Here is a 19,017-nt window from a genome sequence, read left to right as displayed (position 1 = left end):
GGAGGACCACGCCATATGTCCAACGGACCACTTTCCGCTTTACGTTCCCTGACGGCCGCGCTGGCCGTCGTCACCACGGTCGCCGCGGGCACCCTCGCCCTGTCGGCCGGCCCGTCCCGGGCGGCCACCTGCAACGGCTATGTCGGACTCACCTTCGACGACGGCCCGTCCGGCAGTACGACGAGCCTGCTGAACGCGCTCCGGCAGAACGGGCTGCGGGCCACCATGTTCAACGAGGGCCAGTACGCCGCGGCCAACCCCGCCCAGGTGCGGGCCCAGGTCGACGCCGGCATGTGGGTGGGCAACCACAGCTACACCCATCCGCATCTGACCCAGCAGAGCCAGGCGCAGATGGACTCCGAGATCTCCCGGACCCAGCAGGCCGTCTCCGCCGCCGGCGGCGGCACGCCCCGGCTGTTCCGGCCGCCCTACGGAGAGACCAACGCGACGTTGAAGTCGGTCGAGGCCAAGTACGGACTCACCGAAATCATCTGGGACGTCGACTCGCAGGACTGGAACGGCGCGAGCACCGACGCGATCGTGCAGGCCGCCGGACGGCTCACCAACGGCCAGATCATCCTCATGCACGACTGGCCGGCCAACACGATCGCGGCGATCCCGCGGATCGCACAGGGGCTGGCCGCCCGCGGCCTGTGCGCCGGCATGATCTCACCGCAGACGGGTCGCGCCGTGGCCCCGGACGGCGGTGGTTCAGGCGGCGGTGGCGGTGGCGGCAGCGGCTGCACCGCGACCCTCTCCGCGGGACAGCAATGGAGCGACCGCTACAACCTCGACGTCGCGGTCACCGGCGCCACCAACTGGACCGTCACCATGAACGTCCCCACCCCAGCGAAGATCCTCTCCACCTGGAACATCACCGCCGCCTACCCCAGCGCCCAGGTACTCACCGCCAAACCCAACGGCAACGGCAACAACTTCGGCGTCACCATCCAGACCAACGGCAACTGGACCTGGCCCACCGTCTCCTGCACCACAGGCTGACCCCGAGACCACCCGGAAGGAGCAGCGTCCCGGTGGCGCGGCGGTTCCAGACCGCCGCGCCACCCCGAATACCAGAATTCGTCACATCGAGCTATAAAACCGCGGCAATCGCGCCCGAGTGGTGCAACATCTGAGACAGTCGTAGCGTCGATACAGATGCCGACGGAGCGTCGATTCGGACCTCGTCGGGACACGGCAAGCAACAGGCGGCGGGGAGCTCGACATGCGCGGACACACATGGAGGACTGCGGTCACACTCTGGGCGGCCGCAACGCTCGTCACGGCCCTGGGCACGACCTCCGCAGCCCCCGCCGCGGCGACCTCCGACAGTCACCCGGCGAGCCAGGCGGCGAACTCGCCCGTCCCCCCCGTTCTGCTCGGCTGCCTCTCCGACCCGGAGGTGCGCCCCAGCGAGTTCATCCTCGCCTGCGGTGACGGCAACAGTCGCCTGGCCGCCCTGCACTGGACGCACTGGGACGCCGACGACGCGGTGGCCACGGGATACAACGCGGTCAACGACTGCAAGCCGTTCTGCGCGGCCGGCAGGTTCCACTCGTATCCCGTCATCGTGGTGCTGGAGCATCCGCACACATGGAAGCAGAATCCCCGCGTCGTCCAGTACACCCAGATGAGCCTCGTCTTCACCGGCAGCAGGCCGGACGGCTACGACCGGGTGGTCAGCATCCCGCTGTGGAAGTAGGGCCCGTCCGACAACTGCCGCCCGGCGCTCAGCGTCGGGCGGTACCGGCCTGGGTCCTGCGCGCGTTGTTGTAGATGCGCAGGAGGTGCTTGGACACGGGGCACGGCGTGGTGTCGACGTAGCACTGCCGGCAGGTCCCGGTGTGCTGCTCGTAGTTGGCGCGCGCCTGGTCCACGACGTCACTCTGCGTAGTCATGCGATTTCTCCGAATGGGGGTGATGCCCCTTTAAGGGCGCCGGTTGGCCGGGCGGCACATCCGAGCGACAAGATCATCATGTTACTGGGAGTAGCGGAAAGTCGGATTCGGGCCACACCGGCCGCCCCCTGCCGGGACCCCCGCGCACGGCTCGCGGAACGGGTCGGGAGACGGTGCTGCCGGACGGGCGAAAACTCGTGACAATCCCCCACATTCCACATCGGGACAAGAGGTGCACGCGTGCGGGCGCGCGAGCACGCGGGCCGCGCTGGAGAGGCAGGTCACATCGTGGCAGAGGGCAAGGTCACAGCCGTGCCCACTGCTGCTCGCCTGTTGATCTGGCCTAGCATCCGACCATGACGGTCCTGCCTGACGACGGGCTCCCACTGGCCGCCGAGTTCCCTGACGCGACGCATGAGCAGTGGCAACGCCTGGTGGCGGGTGTCCTGCGAAAGTCGGGCAAGGAGGTCTCGGGCGACGAAGCCGAGGACGCCCTGTCCACCGCCCTCGAGGACGGGTTGCTCACCCGGCCCCTCTACACCGCGCGCGACACCGCGCCGGATCCCGGTTTCCCGGGGTTCGCGCCGTTCGTGCGCGGAGCCCGAGCCGAAGGGAACACCGACGGCGGCTGGGACGTACGCCAGCGGCACACGGCCGCGGACAACGCCGCCGTCCTCACCGACCTGGAGAACGGCGTCACCTCGCTGTGGCTCGTCGTCGGCGACGGCGGTATCCCCGTGGAGTCCCTCGAGTCCGCCCTCGAAGGGGTCCTTCTCGACCTGGCGCCGGTCGCCCTCGACGCGGGAAGCTCGGTCGAGCCCGCCGCCCGCGAGCTGCTGCGTCTGTACGACGAACGCGGCGTCGCCAAGGAGGCGGCGCGCGGCACCCTGGGCGCCGACCCGCTCGGGCACGAGGCCCGTACCGGCGAGGAGCTCGCGCTGCCCGGCGTGGCCGCACTCGCCCGGCTGTGCGCCGAGGAGTACCCGGGGCTGCGGGCGCTGACCGTGGACGCGCTGCCGTACCACGAGGCCGGCGGCTCGGCCGCGCAGGAGCTCGGCTGCTCGCTGGCCACCGGTGTCGCCTATCTGCGCGCGCTGACCGAGGCCGGGCTGAGCGTCGAGCAGGCCTGCGCACAGCTGGAGTTCCGCTACGCGGCCACCGCCGACCAGTTCCTGACCATCGCCAAGCTGCGGGCCGCGCGCCGGCTGTGGGCGCGGGTCGCCGAGGTGTGCGGCGCGCCGGGCGCGGGTGCCCAGGTGCAGCACGCCGTGTCGTCGCCGGTGATGATGTCGCGCCGCGACCCGTGGGTGAACATGCTGCGCACCACGGTCGCCACGCTCGCCGCGGGCGTCGGCGGCGCCGACTCCGTGACCGTGCTGCCCTTCGACGACTCGCTCGGGCTGCCGGACGCGTTCGCCCGGCGCATCGCCCGCAACACGTCCACCATCCTGGTCGAGGAATCGCACCTGGCCCGGGTCATCGACCCGGCGGGCGGCTCCTGGTACGTGGAGCGGCTGACGGACGAACTCGCCCACGCGGGCTGGGAGTTCTTCCAGTGGATCGAGGGCCTGGGCGGCCAGGCGGCCGCCCTGCGCTCCGGGCGGCTGCCCGAGGAGCTCGCCGCCACCTGGGCGGACCGCAGCGCCCGGCTCGCCAAGCGCCGTGAACCGATCACCGGTGTCAGCGAGTTCCCGTATCTCGCCGAGCGCCCGGTGGAGCGTGCGCCGGCGCCCGAGCGGCCGTCCGGCGGCCTGCCGCGGGTGCGGCGCGACGAGGCGTACGAGGAACTGCGCGCCCGCTCCGACGCCCATCTCGCCGCCACCGGCTCCCGCCCGCGGGTCTTCCTCGCCGCGATCGGGCCCGCCGCGGCCCACACCGCGCGCACGACGTTCGCCGCCAACCTCTTCCAGGCGGGCGGCATCGAGCCCGTCACCGAGGGGACCTTCGCGGACAGCGGCGCCACCGAGGTCTGCCTCTGCTCCAGCGACGCGCTGTACCAGGAGCAGGCGACGACCGTGGCCGGGGAACTCAGGTCCGCGGGTGCCTCGCAGGTGTTCCTCGCCGGCCGTCCCGGGCAGTACCCGGGTGTCGACTCGTACGTCTTCGCGGGCTGCGACGCCGTGGCCGTGCTGTCCGCGACCCTCGACCGCATGGGAGTGTCCTGATGGGAATCCCCGACTTCTCCGGGATCGAACTGGGCAGCCCGGCCGTCGACGGCGGCGCCGAGGCCTGGCACGAAGCCCTCAAGACCGCCGCCGGCGGGGACGACCTGCTGTGGGAGACCCCGGAGGGCATCGGCGTCAAGCCGCTGTACACCGGGCGTGACCTGGAGGGCCTGGACTTCCTGGGGACGTACCCGGGCATGGCGCCGTATCTGCGCGGGCCGTACCCGACGATGTACGTCAACCAGCCCTGGACCATCCGCCAGTACGCGGGCTTCTCCACCGCGGAGGAGTCCAACGCCTTCTACCGGCGCAACCTGGCGGCCGGTCAGAAGGGCCTGTCGGTCGCCTTCGACCTGCCCACCCACCGCGGTTACGACAGCGACCACCCGCGGGTGACCGGTGACGTCGGCATGGCGGGCGTGGCCATCGACTCGATCTACGACATGCGCCAGCTGTTCGACGGCATCCCGCTGGACCGGATGTCGGTGTCGATGACGATGAACGGCGCAGTGCTGCCGATCCTCGCGCTGTACATCGTGGCGGCCGAGGAGCAGGGGGTGCCGGCGGAGAAGCTGGCGGGGACCATCCAGAACGACATCCTCAAGGAGTTCATGGTCCGCAACACCTACATCTATCCGCCGAAGCCGTCGATGCGGATCATCTCCGACATCTTCGCCTTCACCTCGCAGCGGATGCCGCGCTACAACTCCATCTCCATCTCCGGGTATCACATCCAGGAGGCGGGCGCGACGGCCGACCTGGAGCTGGCGTACACCCTCGCGGACGGTGTGGAGTACATCCGGGCCGGGCGCGAGGCCGGACTGGACGTGGACGCGTTCGCGCCGCGGCTGTCCTTCTTCTGGGCGATCGGCATGAACTTCTTCATGGAGATCGCCAAGTTGCGCGCGGCCCGGCTGCTGTGGGCCAAGCTGGTGCGGCAGTTCGACCCGCAGAACGCCAAGTCACTCTCCCTGCGCACCCATTCGCAGACCTCCGGCTGGTCGCTGACCGCGCAGGACGTGTTCAACAACGTCACGCGCACCTGTGTCGAGGCGATGGCGGCGACCCAGGGGCACACCCAGTCGCTGCACACCAACGCCCTCGACGAGGCGCTGGCGCTGCCCACCGACTTCTCGGCGCGCATCGCCCGCAACACCCAGCTGCTGATCCAGCAGGAGTCCGGCACGACCCGGGCGATCGACCCGTGGGGCGGCAGCGCGTACGTCGAGAAGCTGACGTACGACCTCGCCCGCCGGGCCTGGCAGCACATCCAGGAGGTCGAGCAGGCGGGCGGCATGGCGCAGGCCATCGACGCGGGCATCCCGAAGCTGCGCGTGGAGGAGGCCGCGGCCCGCACCCAGGCCCGTATCGACTCCGGCCGGCAGCCGGTGATCGGCGTCAACAAGTACCGCGTGGACAGCGACGAGCAGATCGAGGTCCTCAAGGTCGACAACTCCTCGGTGCGCGCGCAGCAGATCGAGAAGCTGCGGCGGCTGCGCGCGGAGCGGGACGAGACGGCGTGCCGGGACGCGCTGGACGCGCTGACCCGGGCCGCCGACGGTGACGGCAACCTGCTGGAGCTGGCGGTGCGCGCGGCGCGCGCCAAGGCCACCGTGGGCGAGATCTCGGACGCCCTGGAGAAGGTGTACGGGCGGCACTCGAGCCAGATCCGTACGATCTCCGGCGTGTACCGCAACGAAGCAGGCGAGTCCCCGTCCGTCGACCGCACCCGTGAGCTGGTGGACACCTTCGAGGAGTCCGAGGGCCGCCGTCCGCGCATCCTGGTGGCCAAGATGGGCCAGGACGGGCACGACCGCGGCCAGAAGGTGATCGCCACCGCGTTCGCCGACCTCGGCTTCGACGTGGACGTCGGCCCGCTGTTCCAGACCCCGGCCGAGGTGGCCCGCCAGGCGGTCGAGGCGGACGTGCACATCGTCGGGGTTTCCTCGCTGGCCGCCGGTCACCTCACCCTCGTACCGGCGCTCAAGGAGCAGCTGGCGGAGGAGGGGCGCGAGGACATCATGATCGTGGTGGGCGGGGTGATCCCGCCGCAGGACGTGCCGACGCTGCTGGAGATGGGGGCCGCGGCGGTGTTCCCGCCCGGCACGGTCATCCCGGACGCGGCGTACGACCTGGTGCAGCGGCTGGCCGCCGACCTCGGGCACGGCCGCTGAACCCATGGCGATCGACCTCGACACCTATGTGAAGGGTGTGCTCGACGGGAAGCGTGCGATCGTCGCGCGCGCCATCACGCTCGTCGAGTCCACCCGGCCGCAGCACCGGTCGCTGGCGCAGGAGTTGCTGACCGCGCTGCTGCCGCACAGCGGCCGGGCGCGGCGGATCGGTGTCAGCGGTGTGCCGGGCGTGGGCAAGTCCACGTTCATCGACGCGTTCGGCACCTTGCTGACCTCGCTCGGGCACCGGGTCGCGGTGCTCGCGGTCGATCCGTCCTCCACCCGGACGGGCGGTTCGATCCTGGGCGACAAGACCCGGATGGAGCGGCTGGCCGTGGACCCGGCGGCGTTCGTCCGCCCCTCCCCCACGGCCGGCACCCTCGGCGGGGTCGCCAAGGCCACGCGCGAGTCGATCGTGGTGATGGAGGCCGCGGGTTACGACGTCGTGCTGGTGGAGACGGTCGGCGTCGGCCAGTCCGAGACGGCCGTCGCCAACATGGTCGACTCCTTCCTGCTGCTCACCCTCGCCCGTACCGGCGACCAGCTCCAGGGCATCAAGAAGGGCGTGCTGGAGCTGGCCGACGTGATCGCCGTGAACAAGGCGGACGGCCCGCACCAGCGCGACGCCCAGGCGGCCGCGCGGGAACTGGCGGGCGCCCTGCGGCTGATGCACGGCAGGGACGCGGTCTGGGCGCCGCCGGTGCTCAGTTGCAGCGCGCGGGAGTCGACCGGTCTGGAGACCGTCTGGGAGCGGCTGGAACAACACCGCACGCTGCTCGACTCGACCGGGCGGCTGGCCGCGAAGCGCCGGGACCAGCAGGTCGACTGGACCTGGTCGATGGTCCGTGACGAACTGCTGGGCCGGCTGCACGCCGACCCGGCCGTGCGCGAACTGGCGCCTGCGCTGGAACAACAGGTCAGGGACGGGGAGTTGACGGCCACGCTGGCCGCCGAACACCTGCTCAAGGCGTTCGGCGGCCAGTCGTAGGGCCGTGCCGCGAGGGCCCGTGTCGCACGAGCCCCGGCGGCCGGCTGCGGGCGGGACGGCTCAGGTCGCGGTGGCTGCCGCCGCCGCGCGTCCCGCCTGCCGGCCGGAGAACAGACAGCCGCCCAGGAAGGTGCCCTCCAGGGAGCGGTAGCCGTGCACTCCGCCGCCGCCGAAGCCGGCGACCTCTCCGGCCGCGTACAGACCGAGGACGGGGGACCCGGTCTGATCGAGGACGCGGCCGGAGAGGTCGGTCTGGAGACCGCCGAGGGTCTTGCGGGTGAGGATGTTGAGGCGCACGGCGATCAGCGGGCCTGCGCTGCTGTCCAGGATCCTGTGGATCGAGGCGGTACGGCTCAGTGAGTCGCCGGGGTAGCTGAGCGCGTTGCGGATGCCCATCACCTGGACGTCCTTGGTGTAGGGATTGTCGATCTCCCGGTCCCGGGCCTCGATCTGCCGTTTGAGGTCGGCCAGGTCGATGAGCCCGTCCCCGGTCAGCTTGTTCATCCCGGCGACGAGTTCGGGCAGCGTGGAGGCGACCACGAAGTCGACCCCGTTGTTCTTGAACTTCTCGATCGGTTCCGGGGTCTGCCAGATGCGGGACAGCAGTTGCAGGATGTTCTTGTTGGTGAGGTCCGGGTTCTGCTCGGAGCCGGAGAGCGCGAACTCCTTGGCGATGATCTTCTGGGTGGTGACGAACCAGGAGTAGTCGTGGCCCGAGCCGGTGATCGACTTCAGGGTGTGCAGGGTGTCGTACCCGGGGATGTCGGGGGCGTTGAAGCGCTTGCCGGTGGCGTCGAACCACATCGAGGACGGGCCGGGCAGGATGCGGATGCCGTGGTCCGGCCAGATCGGGGCGTAGTTCCTGAGCCCCTCGGTGTAGTGCCACATCCGGTCGGGGTTGACGATCCTTCCGCCCGCCGCCTGGGTGATCGCGAGCATCCGGCCGTCGACGTGTGCGGGCACGCCCGTGATCATGGTCTTCGGCGGGGTGCCCAGGCGGGCCGGCCAGTTCTGCCGGACCAGGTCGTGGTTGGCGCCGATGCCGCCGGAGGTCACGACCACCACCGGGGCGTGCAGTTCGAAGTCGCCGACGACCGTGCGGGAGCTGGGCTTGCCCCGGGCCGCGCTGCTCGGCTCCAGGATCGCCCCGCGTACGCCGGTGACCGCGCCGCCCGTGGTGACGATGCCGTCGACCCGGTGCCGGAACCGGAAGGCGACCTTGCCCGCGGCCACCGCGGCCCGCACCTTCTTCTCGAACGGCTCGACCACCGCGGGCCCGGTGCCCCAGGTGACGTGGAAGCGCGGCACCGAGTTGCCGTGGCCGTCCGCGAGGCCGCCGCCCCGCTCCGCCCAGCCGACGATCGGGAACCACTGCACACCGAGCCCGGACAGCCAGGACCGCTTCTCGCCGGACGCGAAGTCCACGTACGCCTGGGCCCACTTGTAGGCCCAGTGGTCCTGACCCACGGGGTCGTCGACGCCCCGGTCGAAGCCGGCCGCGCCGAGCCAGTCCTGCCAGGCGAGATCGCGCGAGTCCTTGATCCCCATGAGCCGCTGCTCGTCGGAGTCGACGAAGAACAGGCCGCCGAACGACCAGAACGCCTGCCCGCCGAGCGAGGCTTCCGGTTCCTGGTCGAGGAGCAGCACCCGGCGCCCCGCGGCGGCCAGTTCGGCGGTGGCGACGAGTCCGGCGAGGCCGTGGCCGACGACGATCGCGTCCGCGTCCTGGGCCGCCGCGGCGGCGGGGAAGGCGGCGACCGTCTGGGCGAGGGCCGCCGTGGCGAGCACCCCGCCGGTCACGGTCAGGGCGCGGCGGCGGGTGATCCCGGTGGGGGCTGCGGGGTTCTCCATGGACTGCCTTCCGAGGAGGGACGGACGGGCGGCACGAGGGGGACGGCGGGGTACGGGAACGCGGAGTGGGTACGGCGAGGCGCGGAGTGGGTACGAGGGGACACGACGGGACGGCAGGCGATCCGGCCGACCGCACAACTGAGGCCTGGGGAGCGGGAGTTCGCGAGGGTTTCGTGGGGTTCACAGGTTGTTCCGGCGAGAAACACGCTGTTACCGTCGGTAGCCCACAGGAAACCAGCTCGTCACGGCACCGTGGTAGTGGCCGGACGTCAACGTGACCACCGCTTCGTTGTGGCCCGGCGACAGCGGCCGGACGGGAGGGGGCCCATGACCGTCGTCCACGGACCTGAGCCGGTCGCCGCGATCCTGCGGGCCATGGCGGCCGACACGGATGTGTGCGGCGAGCTGGTCCGCGCGGCCCGCACCCGCTCGCCCGCGCTGGCCCGGCTGGCCGAGGCGGAGACCCGCTCGCACGTCACCGCGATGGTCCGTGCGGCCGGCGCCTGGTTCACCGCGCTGGACCGCGCCGAGGCGGCGCAGGCGCTCGGCGCGGCCGGGGCGCCCGGCTCGCGCACCGCGATCGAGGCGGTCGAGGACGTCGGGTCGGTCGAGGCGCAGGACTTCAGCGCGGCCCTGCTGCTGGGCGCGGACCGGGCCGGTCAGGGAGTGCCGGTGACCGCCGTGCTGCGGGGCGTGCAGGCCGCGCTGACCCGGGCGGTGGAGATCACCGTGGACCGCTGCCGTTCGGCGGGCGTCTCCGACGGCACACTTCTCGCGGTGGTGCTGCGGCTGAAGGAGTACGGGGACGCGCTGGAACGGCACGTCGTGCACGGCTACCGGGCCGCGGAGGGCGCGGCACCCGACGGGGCCGACGCCTCCCGGGCCAGACTGCTGCGGCAGCTGCTGGTCGGCGGTGTCGTCCCGGACCCGCAGGACCTGGCGCGGGCCGGGGCACGGCCGAACGCCGAGGGCCTGCTGCACTGCTTCGCCGCCACCCCGGCCCACCCGCACACGCTCCGGTTCCCGCACGCGGTCACGGCGCGGCTGGACGGGCATCTGGCGGGCCTGGGCTCCCGTCCGCCGACGGCGCAGGAATGCGCTCCGGGCGGCCTCGTCGTGGTCGCGCCGGCCGCTCCCCCGGCCGGACTGAGCGCCCTGTACCGGCTGTGCGTACGCGCCGTGGACATCGCGGGCCGACGGGGACGGCACGGGCTGTACGAGCTCACGGACTTCGCCGCCGAGATCGCGCTGGCCGACCAGCCGGTCCTGGGCGCCCAGTTGAGCCGCCGGCTGCTCGGCGCGCTCGACCCCGAGGACGGCTTCCACCGCCAACTGGCCCGCACCGCACTCACGTTCCTCGACTGCGGCCGTCGGCTGGACCAGACCGCGGCGGCCCTGTTCACCCATCCGAACACCGTGCGCTACCGGCTCGGCCGGCTCCAGCAGATCACCGGCGGATCGCTCGCCGACCTGCCGCCCGCCGGGGGCTCCGGGCCGGTGCACGCCTTGCACTGGTGGTGGGCGCTCACGACCTGGCTGGGGGCGGACGGGACGCCGCCCGAGCGGCCCTGAACAGGCGCCGCCCGCCTCACCCGGGCGCCGTCGCCCGCGCCCGCCCCGCCCATGCTCGGCTAGGCTGTCCCGCCGGGATCGAGGGGAGACACGTACATGCAGGTCGGGGCGGGGATCAGACGGCACGGATGGGCGCAGCTCCTGGTGCTGGCGGCGGCGTTGACGGCGTGCGGCCAGGACGCGGAACCGGAGCCGGACGCCAGGCCGTCGGCGCAGGCCCCGACGCGGAACTCCACGGCCGGGTCCACCGCGACGGCCGTCGCGAGCGGTGTCACCGTCGGCGCCGCGGGATCGGCCTGCGAACTGCCCGTCACCTTCGCCACCGTCCGCGACTGGAAGGCCGAGGCCATCGACAACACCGGAGCGGAGAACGGGGACTTCGGCGATCTGGCACTGCGTCAGGGACCGGTCACGGCCGTGTGCGAGATCGACGCCAAGCCCGCCGGGAACATCGGTTTCCTGCGCGTGTTCACCGCTCCCCCGGGCAACGCCGGCATCCGTTCCGTCCTGGCGGCCTTCGTCGCGGCCGAGGGCAAGGTCAGCGAGGCGAGGTACACCCCGTTCAAGACCGGCGGGCTCGACGGCGTCCAGGTGGACTACCTCTACTCCAGCGAGTTCCTGGACGAGCCGAAGCAGGAGAGCGCCCTCGCCGTCGGCACACCCGAGGGCCCGGTCGTCCTGCACCTGGGCGGGCTGGACACCGAGGAGCACCGGGCGATGCTGCCTGCGCTCGAACTCGCCCGACGCACCCTGCGCGTCGGCTGACAGCGGGTAGTCAGCGGCACCCCGGAGCGTGACGCCGGGGTGTCCGCGTGGTGCGCCGCTCGGGATTTTCCTGTCCAGGGTCTTGCCGCCCCGTTGCGTCATCACTTAAATCAAACCCTGAACTAAGGCGCCCCACAAGTGCGTTCAGTGCGTTCAAGTGCGTTCCCCATTCTCATCGCACCCGCAGAAAGCCAATCCATGAGACTCAGACTCAGATCCCTGGGTGTCGCGCTCGCCGCCACGGCAGCGTTGGTCACCCTCCCCGCCCACACCCCGGCGACCGCGGCGGAGACGCCTCTGTCCCAGGGCAAGGCGGTGACGTCGTCGTCGGACGAGAACGCCGGCACCCCCGCCGCCTACGCCGTGGACGGCAACACCGCGACCCGCTGGTCCTCCGGCGCGAGCGACGACCAGTGGCTCCGGGTCGACCTGGGCGCCACGGCCTCGGTCACCCAGATCGTCCTCAACTGGGAGGCCGCCTACGGCACGGACTACAAGGTCCAGATCTCCGCGGACGGCGGCACCTGGACCGACCTGAAGTCCGTCACCGGCGGCGACGGCGGCACGGACACCCTCGACGTCTCCGGCCAGGGCCGCTACGTCCGGATGCTGGGTGTGCACCGTGCGACCCAATGGGGCTACTCCCTCTGGGAGTTCCAGGTCTTCGGCAGCACCGGCACCAGCCAGCCCGGCACCTGCTCCACGGCGAACGCGGCGCAGGGCAGGCCGTCCTCCGCCTCCTCGACGGAGAACGCGGGCACCCCCGCCTCCGCCGCGTTCGACGGCGACGCCGGCACCCGCTGGTCCAGCCAGGCCGCGGACCCGCAGTGGCTCCAGGTCGACCTCGGCTCGGTCCAGACCCTGTGCAAGGTCGATCTGACCTGGGAGGCCGCCTACGCCAGGGAGTTCCAGCTCCAGGCCTCCACGGACGGCCAGACCTGGACCACCCTCAAGAGCGTGACCGGCGCGACGGGCGGCTCGGCCTCCTACGACGTCAGCGGCTCGGGCCGCTACCTCCGCGTCAACGGGACGGTCCGCGCGACCCCGTACGGCTACTCGCTGTGGGAGGTCGCCGTGCACACCGGCTCCGGCAGCGTCCCGCCCGTCCAGGGCGGCGGCGACCTGGGCCCGAACGTGATCGTCGTGGACCCCTCGACGCCCAACCTCCAGCAGAAGTTCGACCAGGTCTTCGCCCAGCAGGAGTCCAACCAGTTCGGCAGCGGCCGCTACCAGTTCCTGCTCAAGCCGGGGACGTACAACGGCATCAACGCCCAGCTCGGCTTCTACACCTCGATCTCCGGACTCGGCCTCAACCCCGACGACACCCAGATCAACGGCGACATCACCGTCGACGCCGGCTGGTTCAACGGCAACGCCACGCAGAACTTCTGGCGTTCGGCGGAGAACCTCGCGCTCAGGCCCGTCAGCGGCGACGACCGCTGGGCCGTCGCACAGGCCGCGCCGTTCCGCCGCATCCACGTCCAGGGCGGCCTCAACCTCGCCCCGAACGGCTACGGCTGGGCCTCCGGCGGCTACATCGCCGACTCGAAGATCGACGGCACCGTCGGCCCGTACTCGCAGCAGCAGTGGTACACCCGGGACAGCTCGGTCGGCGGCTGGACCAACGGCGTCTGGAACATGACCTTCACCGGTGTCCAGGGCGCCCCGGCCACGAACTTCGACAGCGGCCCGTACACCACGCTGGACAACACCCCGGTCTCGCGGGAGAAGCCGTTCCTGTACCTCGACGGCAGCGACTACAAGGTGTTCGTGCCCGCCAAGCGCACCAACGCACGCGGGGTGTCCTGGCCGGCCAACACGGGCGGCACCTCGCTCCCGCTCAGCCAGTTCTACGTCGTCAAGGCCGGTGCGACCGCCGCCACCATCAACGCGGCGCTCGCCCAGGGCCTCAACCTGCTGTTCACGCCGGGCGTCTACCACCTCGACCGGACGATCGAGGTGACCCGCGCGAACACGGTGGTGCTCGGTCTCGGTCTGGCCACCCTGGTGCCCGACAACGGCGTCGACGCGATGCACGTCGCGGACGTCGACGGCGTCCGGCTGGCCGGGTTCCTGATCGACGCCGGCTCGGTCAACTCGGACACCCTGCTCCAGATCGGCCCGGCCGGATCGAGCGCCGACCACTCCGCCAACCCCACCACGATGCAGGACGTGTTCGTCCGGATCGGCGGGGCGGGTCCCGGGCTGGCCACCAACTCCGTGGTGGTCAACAGCGACGACGCCATCATCGACCACACCTGGCTGTGGCGTGCGGACCACGGGGAGGGCGTCGGCTGGGACACCAACCGGGCCGACTACGGTCTGAAGGTCAACGGCGACGACGTGCTGGCCACCGGCCTGTTCGTCGAGCACTTCAACAAGTACGACGTGCTGTGGAGCGGCGAGCGCGGCCGGACGATCTTCTTCCAGAACGAGAAGGCGTACGACGTGCCGAACGCCGCCGCCGTCACCCACGACGGCATCGTCGGGTACGCGGCCTACAAGGTCGCCGACACGGTGAACGAGCACGAGGCCTGGGGGCTGGGCAGTTACTGCAACTTCACGACCGACTCCACGATCGTGCAGGCCCACGGCTTCCAGGTGCCGGTCAAGAGCGGCATCAAGATGCACGACCTGCTGGTGATCTCGCTGGGCGGCAAGGGCCAGTACGCCCACGTGGTCAACAGCACCGGCGCGCCGACGTCGGGGACGGACACGGTTCCGTCGAAGGTCACCCTGTTCCCGTGACACGGGGCGGGTGACAGGTGAGGGGTACGCCCCGGGACGGACATGGCCGTCCCGGGGCGTACCCCGTGCGGGTCAGCCGGAGGCGAGGGCCTGCACCTTGTCCAGGCCCCCGTTGAACCTGTCGTGGTCGCCGACCGTCGGTCCGGACGACGTGTACTGCCACATCGTGTGGGAGGACCAGCCGGCCGGCAGGGCGCCCACGGTGGAGGCGTACCGGGCGACCCACAGCGGGTTGCTCGCGCCGAAACCGCTGTAGTTGCCGGTGCACTGGGTCCACCAGCTGGTCGCCGTGTAGATCACGGCGTCCCGGCCGGTGCGCTCCTCGTAGGTCTTCAGGAAGTCGCGGATCCAACTGACCATTCCGCTCGTCGACTTGCCGAAGCAGGCGTCGCCGTACGGGTTCCACTCGATGTCCAGCACACCGGGCAGCGTCCTGCCGTCGTCGGACCAGTCGCCGCCGTGGTCGACGAAGTAGTTCGCCTGGCTGACGCCGCTGCTGGTGTCGGGGGTGGCGAAGTGGTACGCGCCGCGGATCATGCCGACGTTGTAGGCGCCGGCGTACTGCTGGGCGAAGTACGGATTCTTGTAGGACGTACCTTCCGTGGCCTTGGTGTACGCCCATCTGACCCCGCTGTTCCACAGGGTCGGCCAGGCGACGTCGCCCTGGTAGCTGGCGACGTCCACCCCCTCGCTCTGCGAGGACTTGGTCTCGAGGGGGATGCCGTCCTGGCCGTCATGGGCCACCACCCCCATGCCCATGAAGGCGCCGCCCCGCTCCAACGAGCCGTCGCCCCGCTGGGCCAGAGCGGGGGGTTGGACGAGTGAGCACGCGCCGACCAGCAGGCCGGTGACCAACAGTCGGGTGCGGCCGATAGCCGCGATCGTGGGTAGTCGCACGGAACCCATCCGAACCGCTGCGGCCCGTGACCGCATCTCAGATGCCGCCTGATGGGGCGACGGCGGCCGCGCCCGGTCCGAATGGCCGCGGCCGGGTCGCGAGGCCGGCGGGGCGTGCCGACGATGGATCCGACCCCCCCTCCGCCAGCACCGCCGAGGACACCTTCCATGACCCGTAACCCCTTCGGAGCCGCCGCCAGGTCACATCGGCCGGCTCCGGCCGTAGCGGCCCTCGCCTGTGCCGTCGTGGTCGGCGCCCTCGCCGGCTGTGGCGGCGGTTCGCAGTCGAACACCCCCGCGGGCGGCACGTCCGCTCCGGTCACCGGCTCGTTCTCCGGTCAGCCGCCGTCCGCCCTGGCGTCCGCGGCGTCGTCCGCGGTCGCCTCCGCCAAGGCCTCCGCGTCCGCGGCCGCCTCCTCCGCCGCCGCCCGCGCCTCGGAGTTCGAGGCCTCGGTGGACGCGGACACCGCCCGGGCGAGCGAGACCGCGAAGAAGGCCCTGGCGAACGTCCAGGGCAGCGGGAACGCCACCTCCGAGGTCGCCATGAGCGGGTTTCCCAAGGCGCAGACCGGAGGCGTGCTGGCGGTTCTGGTCCGCATCACCAACAAGACCCAGGCGAAGGCCTCGTACGCGGTGCAGGTCGATTTCCTGGACAAGGACGGCAAGGTGGTGGAGACCCGGTTCGTCGGAGCGGAGAACCTGGCGCCCGGCGCGAGCAAGGAGCCGATCGCGTTCAGCAGGCAGTCCGTCAGCATGGACGTCACCGCCAAGCTCGCCAAGGCGCAGCGCTACTGACGCCCGCCGAAAAAACCGGATGATCCGCGCGCGGCCGGTTCCCTAGCCTGAGGGCATGGACCCCACTGACGCCGACGGACTGCTGAACGTGATCGATCTGGAGGCGACCTGCTGGGACGGGCAGCCGCCGCCCGGGGCGGTGAGCGAGATCATCGAGATCGGGCTCACCGTGGTCGACCTGCGCGCCCGGGAGCGCACGCAGCGGCACCGGATCGTGGTGCGGCCCGTACGGTCCACGGTCTCGGCGTTCTGCACCGAGCTGACGGGGCTCACCCAGGCCGAGACCGACCGCGGGGTCGGCTTCGCCGAGGCCTGCCGGATGCTGTCCGAGCGGTACGCCGCGGGCGTGCGGCCGTGGGCGAGCTGGGGTGATTACGACCGGCGCCAGTTCACCCGGCAGTGCCGGGCGCAGGGGGTGGCGTATCCGTTCGGTCATCCCGCCGAGCGCACGCACACCAACGCCAAGGCGGTCTTCGCCGATGCCTACGGGCTGCGCGGGCGGCCGGGCATGGCGCAGGCGCTGCGGCTGGCCGGGCTGCCGCTGGAGGGGCGGCACCACCGGGGTGAGGACGATGCCTGGAACATCGGTGCGCTCGTGCTCGACCTGGTGGCCCGGGGTGCCTGGCCGGACCCGGCGCCGGGGTCGGCGCCGGGGTCCGGGTGAGCGGTCAGCGGGTGTCGGTCGTCCTGCCCAGGTAGGTCAGCGGTCCCGGGTCGGGCACCGGGATCTCGTGGAAGCCGAGCCGGTCGTAGAAGGCTCGGGCGTCGGTGTTGGCCGTGACCATGCCGAGATGGACGGCCGGGACGCCCCTGGCGTGCAGGGCGTCGAAGAGGGTGTGCATCAACTGCCTGCCGTACCCGCGCCGCTGGAACTCGGGGAGCAGATCGATGTGCAGGTGGGCCGGGTATTCCTTGAGTTCGGAGAGGACCATGCGCTCGGGCCGGTGCAGCAGGCCGATCATCTCCTCGGTCGGTGTCGTGGCCGGTCCGGCGAGCGGCGGGTACCGGCCGGCCACGCGCGGGATCCAGCGGTCGCGGAAGTCGAGGGCGAACCGCTCGGTGTCGGCGGTGCCGACGACGTAGCCGCCGACGCCGCCGCGGCCGTCGTCGAGGACGAACGCGAGCCCGGGTTCGAGATGGCAGTACGGGGCGGCGAACAGGGTCGCCATCAGCCGCTCGTCGGGATAGATGTGCCGGGAGTCGCCGCCGAGGTCCGCGGTGCGGGCGCACACGTCGGCGACGCCGTCATCGTCGGACGCGCGGTAGGGGCGCAGGTGCGGCCCGCTCATGAGGTCACCCCGAAGCCCTGGGTCGTGTAGGCGCATTCCGTGTAGATGTAGCCGGACTCCAGCTTGGCCGTGTCCGAGCCGGCCGAGGCGGTGCTGTCGTTCTTCGGCCGGTGCACGAAGTACGTCGTACCGACCGGGAGTTGGATGGTGCGCTGCGGATACTTCCGGCCGCTGTCGCCGCACGGTTCGACACCCAGCAGGCTGGTCCCGCCGAACGGGTAGACGGAGCAGCTTCCGCAGCCCTTGAGCGTGAAGCTGCCGGTGACAGGGCCCGTGTACAGGACGGTGATCTCGTCGGGGCTGTCGTTCTTGACGGTGACCGAGATGCTGCCGCCGGAGCGGTTCGTCGGGACGTGCTTCCCGGCGGCGGGCAGCGTCTGGGCGACCTCCGCCGCGATCGCGAACTTCTTGGCCAGCGCGGCCTTCCCGGAACCCCGGTGGCCTGTGGCGTACGTGTTCATCGTGGCCTGCGCGTCCTCGAAGTCGCGGTCCTTGTACTGGTCGACGCCGCAGGTGTAGGTCCCCGCGTCGGCGCTGGCGCGGGCCCGCCGGGCGTCCTTGTCGAGGGCGTCGCCGATGTCGGCCTGCCCCGCGGGGACATCGTCGATCCGGGTGGCCAGGGTCTTCAGCTTCTCGACGGCCGTGCACGGCTCGCTGCCGCGCAGGCCCTTCTCGGCGGCGCCGACGGCGCCGGTGACGGCCGGTGCGACCTTCGCCGCCTGCTCCGAGTCGGGGAAGGTGGTGAGCAGTTCGCCGAACCGGTCCGGCCAGGTGGTCTGACCGGACGCCAGCGCGTCGGCGGCGCACTCGTAGAGCGAGGTGGCCAGGCGGTCGTCGGGCCAGTTCTCCAGGACACCGAGGTCCGTGCCGGGCATCGCCTTCGGGACCGTGCGCAGGTATCTCAACGGTGCCAGCGCATCGCAGTAGTTGCCCGCGTCGTACGGGGCGCCGACCGTCCGGTAGAAGGTGATCAGCCGGTCGGGGACCTCGGCGGCCGCCCGTGAGTCGGGATGGTGGTCCTGCAGGTCCCTGTAGACGGCCAGCGCCTTGCGGTAGTCGGCCTGCGCGCTCTCGAAGTGGGCACCGCGGTTCGAGGTCACCAACCGGTCGGCCTCGCCGAGCCGGTCGAGGAGCATCTGCTCGACCGCCTCGTCGCGGGCGCTGTCGTAGAGCACGACGCCGCCGGCCGGTGCGGCGAGCAGGACGAGGCCCAGCGCGAGCGCCAGGGGTGCGCGGGACGGCCACGCCGGCCGGGTGCGCAGGCCCACGACCGCGCCGTGCGCCGCGACGGCGAGCAGGAACAGGGCGTAGAGGACGAGCACGGCCCCGGGCACGCCGTCCGGGTCGGCCGGCAGCGCCACGAGCAGCAGTACCGCGGTCGCGGCCCAGCAGACCGCCGCCAGGAGCCGTCTTCGGACGAGCAGGTAGCCGAGGCCCAGGCCGCTGAGGTTGAGGACGGCCACCGCGACCGCCCGGACGCCGTCGGCCGGCGCGGGTGGTGGCGCCGGAGGTATCGGAGGCATCGGAGGCACCGCGTAGTCACCCTGGCGCGCGTCGTACCAGTCCCCGGACATGTCGGCTCCCCCTGTCAACTACGCCCGTATGTAAGAGAGTTGTCAGTCTAGGGCGGAAATCGACAGCTCGACAGAGCCGCCGAGGGCCGCATGGCGGCCGATATCGACCGCTCTCGAGCCCGCGGCTGAACTTCAACTCATAGTCAGCACAAGGCAATTCAGACAGTAGGCACAGAACTGAACAGAGGACGGAGGGATTTGGGCCCAACTGATCCTCGACCGTGCGAGAGCGGTCGATGACAGTGTGTACTGTGCTGCGAGCGCGCCTCGACAGCGGGGCTCGGACACCCTGCCCCGACCG

The 19,017-nt window shown here is 71.5% G+C and carries 15 protein-coding genes; 10 read left to right on the top strand and 5 right to left on the bottom strand.

Annotated elements, in window-relative coordinates:
- The first annotated feature begins 15 nt into the window (after nucleotides 1-15).
- Nucleotides 16-1,002 (top strand): polysaccharide deacetylase family protein, encoded by a 987-nt coding sequence (locus ACZ7OY_RS38635; protein WP_472250251.1) that lies wholly within the window; start codon nucleotides 16-18, stop codon nucleotides 1,000-1,002.
- Nucleotides 1,003-1,225: 223 nt separating this feature from the next.
- The gene (locus ACZ7OY_RS38630; RefSeq protein WP_472250250.1) at nucleotides 1,226-1,702 is read left to right on the top strand and encodes a hypothetical protein; all 477 of its coding nucleotides are present in this window, start codon (nucleotides 1,226-1,228) and stop codon (nucleotides 1,700-1,702) included.
- Nucleotides 1,703-1,730: 28 nt separating this feature from the next.
- On the opposite strand, the gene ACZ7OY_RS38625 is transcribed toward ACZ7OY_RS38630, so the two are convergent.
- Complete coding sequence (locus tag ACZ7OY_RS38625; protein WP_472250249.1) at nucleotides 1,731-1,898, bottom strand: hypothetical protein; 168 nt, start codon at nucleotides 1,896-1,898, stop codon at nucleotides 1,731-1,733.
- Nucleotides 1,899-2,254: 356 nt separating this feature from the next.
- Between ACZ7OY_RS38625 and ACZ7OY_RS38620 the strand changes: the two genes are divergently transcribed.
- From ACZ7OY_RS38620 to meaB, 3 genes are read left to right on the top strand one after another with little or no spacing between them, the layout of a single operon-like run.
- A complete protein-coding gene (locus ACZ7OY_RS38620) occupies nucleotides 2,255-4,063 on the top strand; it encodes a methylmalonyl-CoA mutase family protein (RefSeq protein WP_472250248.1) in 1,809 nt (602 codons plus the stop codon).
- The gene (gene scpA, locus ACZ7OY_RS38615) at nucleotides 4,063-6,237 is read left to right on the top strand and encodes a methylmalonyl-CoA mutase (protein WP_472250247.1); all 2,175 of its coding nucleotides are present in this window, start codon (nucleotides 4,063-4,065) and stop codon (nucleotides 6,235-6,237) included. Before ACZ7OY_RS38620 ends, scpA begins: the two co-directional genes overlap by 1 nt.
- Before the next feature lie 4 nt (nucleotides 6,238-6,241).
- A complete protein-coding gene (meaB, locus tag ACZ7OY_RS38610) occupies nucleotides 6,242-7,225 on the top strand; it encodes a methylmalonyl Co-A mutase-associated GTPase MeaB (RefSeq protein ID WP_152893122.1) in 984 nt (327 codons plus the stop codon).
- A 60-nt stretch (nucleotides 7,226-7,285) separates the two neighbouring features.
- On the opposite strand, the gene ACZ7OY_RS38605 is transcribed toward meaB, so the two are convergent.
- On the bottom strand, nucleotides 7,286-9,076 hold the full coding sequence (locus ACZ7OY_RS38605) for an FAD-binding dehydrogenase (protein ID WP_472250246.1): 1,791 nt from the start codon (nucleotides 9,074-9,076) through the stop codon (nucleotides 7,286-7,288).
- Between the two features lie 327 nt (nucleotides 9,077-9,403).
- Between ACZ7OY_RS38605 and ACZ7OY_RS38600 the strand changes: the two genes are divergently transcribed.
- From ACZ7OY_RS38600 to ACZ7OY_RS38590, 3 genes are all read left to right on the top strand, one after another.
- Nucleotides 9,404-10,648, top strand: a complete 1,245-nt coding sequence (locus ACZ7OY_RS38600; protein ID WP_472250245.1) for a helix-turn-helix domain-containing protein — start codon at nucleotides 9,404-9,406, stop codon at nucleotides 10,646-10,648.
- A 96-nt stretch (nucleotides 10,649-10,744) separates the two neighbouring features.
- Nucleotides 10,745-11,413: a lipoprotein gene (locus ACZ7OY_RS38595; RefSeq protein ID WP_472250244.1), complete on the top strand. Its 669-nt coding sequence runs from the start codon at nucleotides 10,745-10,747 to the stop codon at nucleotides 11,411-11,413.
- A gap of 198 nt (nucleotides 11,414-11,611) precedes the next feature.
- Nucleotides 11,612-14,161, top strand: a complete 2,550-nt coding sequence (locus ACZ7OY_RS38590; RefSeq protein WP_472250243.1) for a discoidin domain-containing protein — start codon at nucleotides 11,612-11,614, stop codon at nucleotides 14,159-14,161.
- A 72-nt stretch (nucleotides 14,162-14,233) separates the two neighbouring features.
- Here ACZ7OY_RS38590 and ACZ7OY_RS38585 read toward each other — a convergent pair whose 3' ends face one another.
- Nucleotides 14,234-15,067, bottom strand: coding sequence for a lysozyme (locus tag ACZ7OY_RS38585; protein WP_472250242.1), 834 nt, complete (start codon nucleotides 15,065-15,067; stop codon nucleotides 14,234-14,236).
- Between the two features lie 159 nt (nucleotides 15,068-15,226).
- Between ACZ7OY_RS38585 and ACZ7OY_RS38580 the strand changes: the two genes are divergently transcribed.
- Entirely contained in the window at nucleotides 15,227-15,853 is a 627-nt protein-coding gene (locus ACZ7OY_RS38580; protein ID WP_472250241.1) for a hypothetical protein, read from the top strand.
- A 55-nt stretch (nucleotides 15,854-15,908) separates the two neighbouring features.
- The gene (locus ACZ7OY_RS38575) at nucleotides 15,909-16,517 is read left to right on the top strand and encodes a 3'-5' exonuclease (RefSeq protein ID WP_472250240.1); all 609 of its coding nucleotides are present in this window, start codon (nucleotides 15,909-15,911) and stop codon (nucleotides 16,515-16,517) included.
- Nucleotides 16,518-16,521: 4 nt separating this feature from the next.
- Here ACZ7OY_RS38575 and ACZ7OY_RS38570 read toward each other — a convergent pair whose 3' ends face one another.
- Nucleotides 16,522-17,142 (bottom strand): GNAT family N-acetyltransferase, encoded by a 621-nt coding sequence (locus tag ACZ7OY_RS38570; protein WP_472250239.1) that lies wholly within the window; start codon nucleotides 17,140-17,142, stop codon nucleotides 16,522-16,524.
- Complete coding sequence (locus tag ACZ7OY_RS38565; protein WP_472250238.1) at nucleotides 17,139-18,716, bottom strand: hypothetical protein; 1,578 nt, start codon at nucleotides 18,714-18,716, stop codon at nucleotides 17,139-17,141. Before ACZ7OY_RS38565 ends, ACZ7OY_RS38570 begins: the two co-directional genes overlap by 4 nt.
- Nucleotides 18,717-19,017 lie beyond the last annotated feature (301 nt).

The sequence above is a fragment of the Streptomyces sp. NPDC107559 genome (assembly GCF_055657365.1).
Note: the sequence above shows the minus strand (reverse complement) of the source record. Positions and strands in the feature narration are given on the sequence as shown.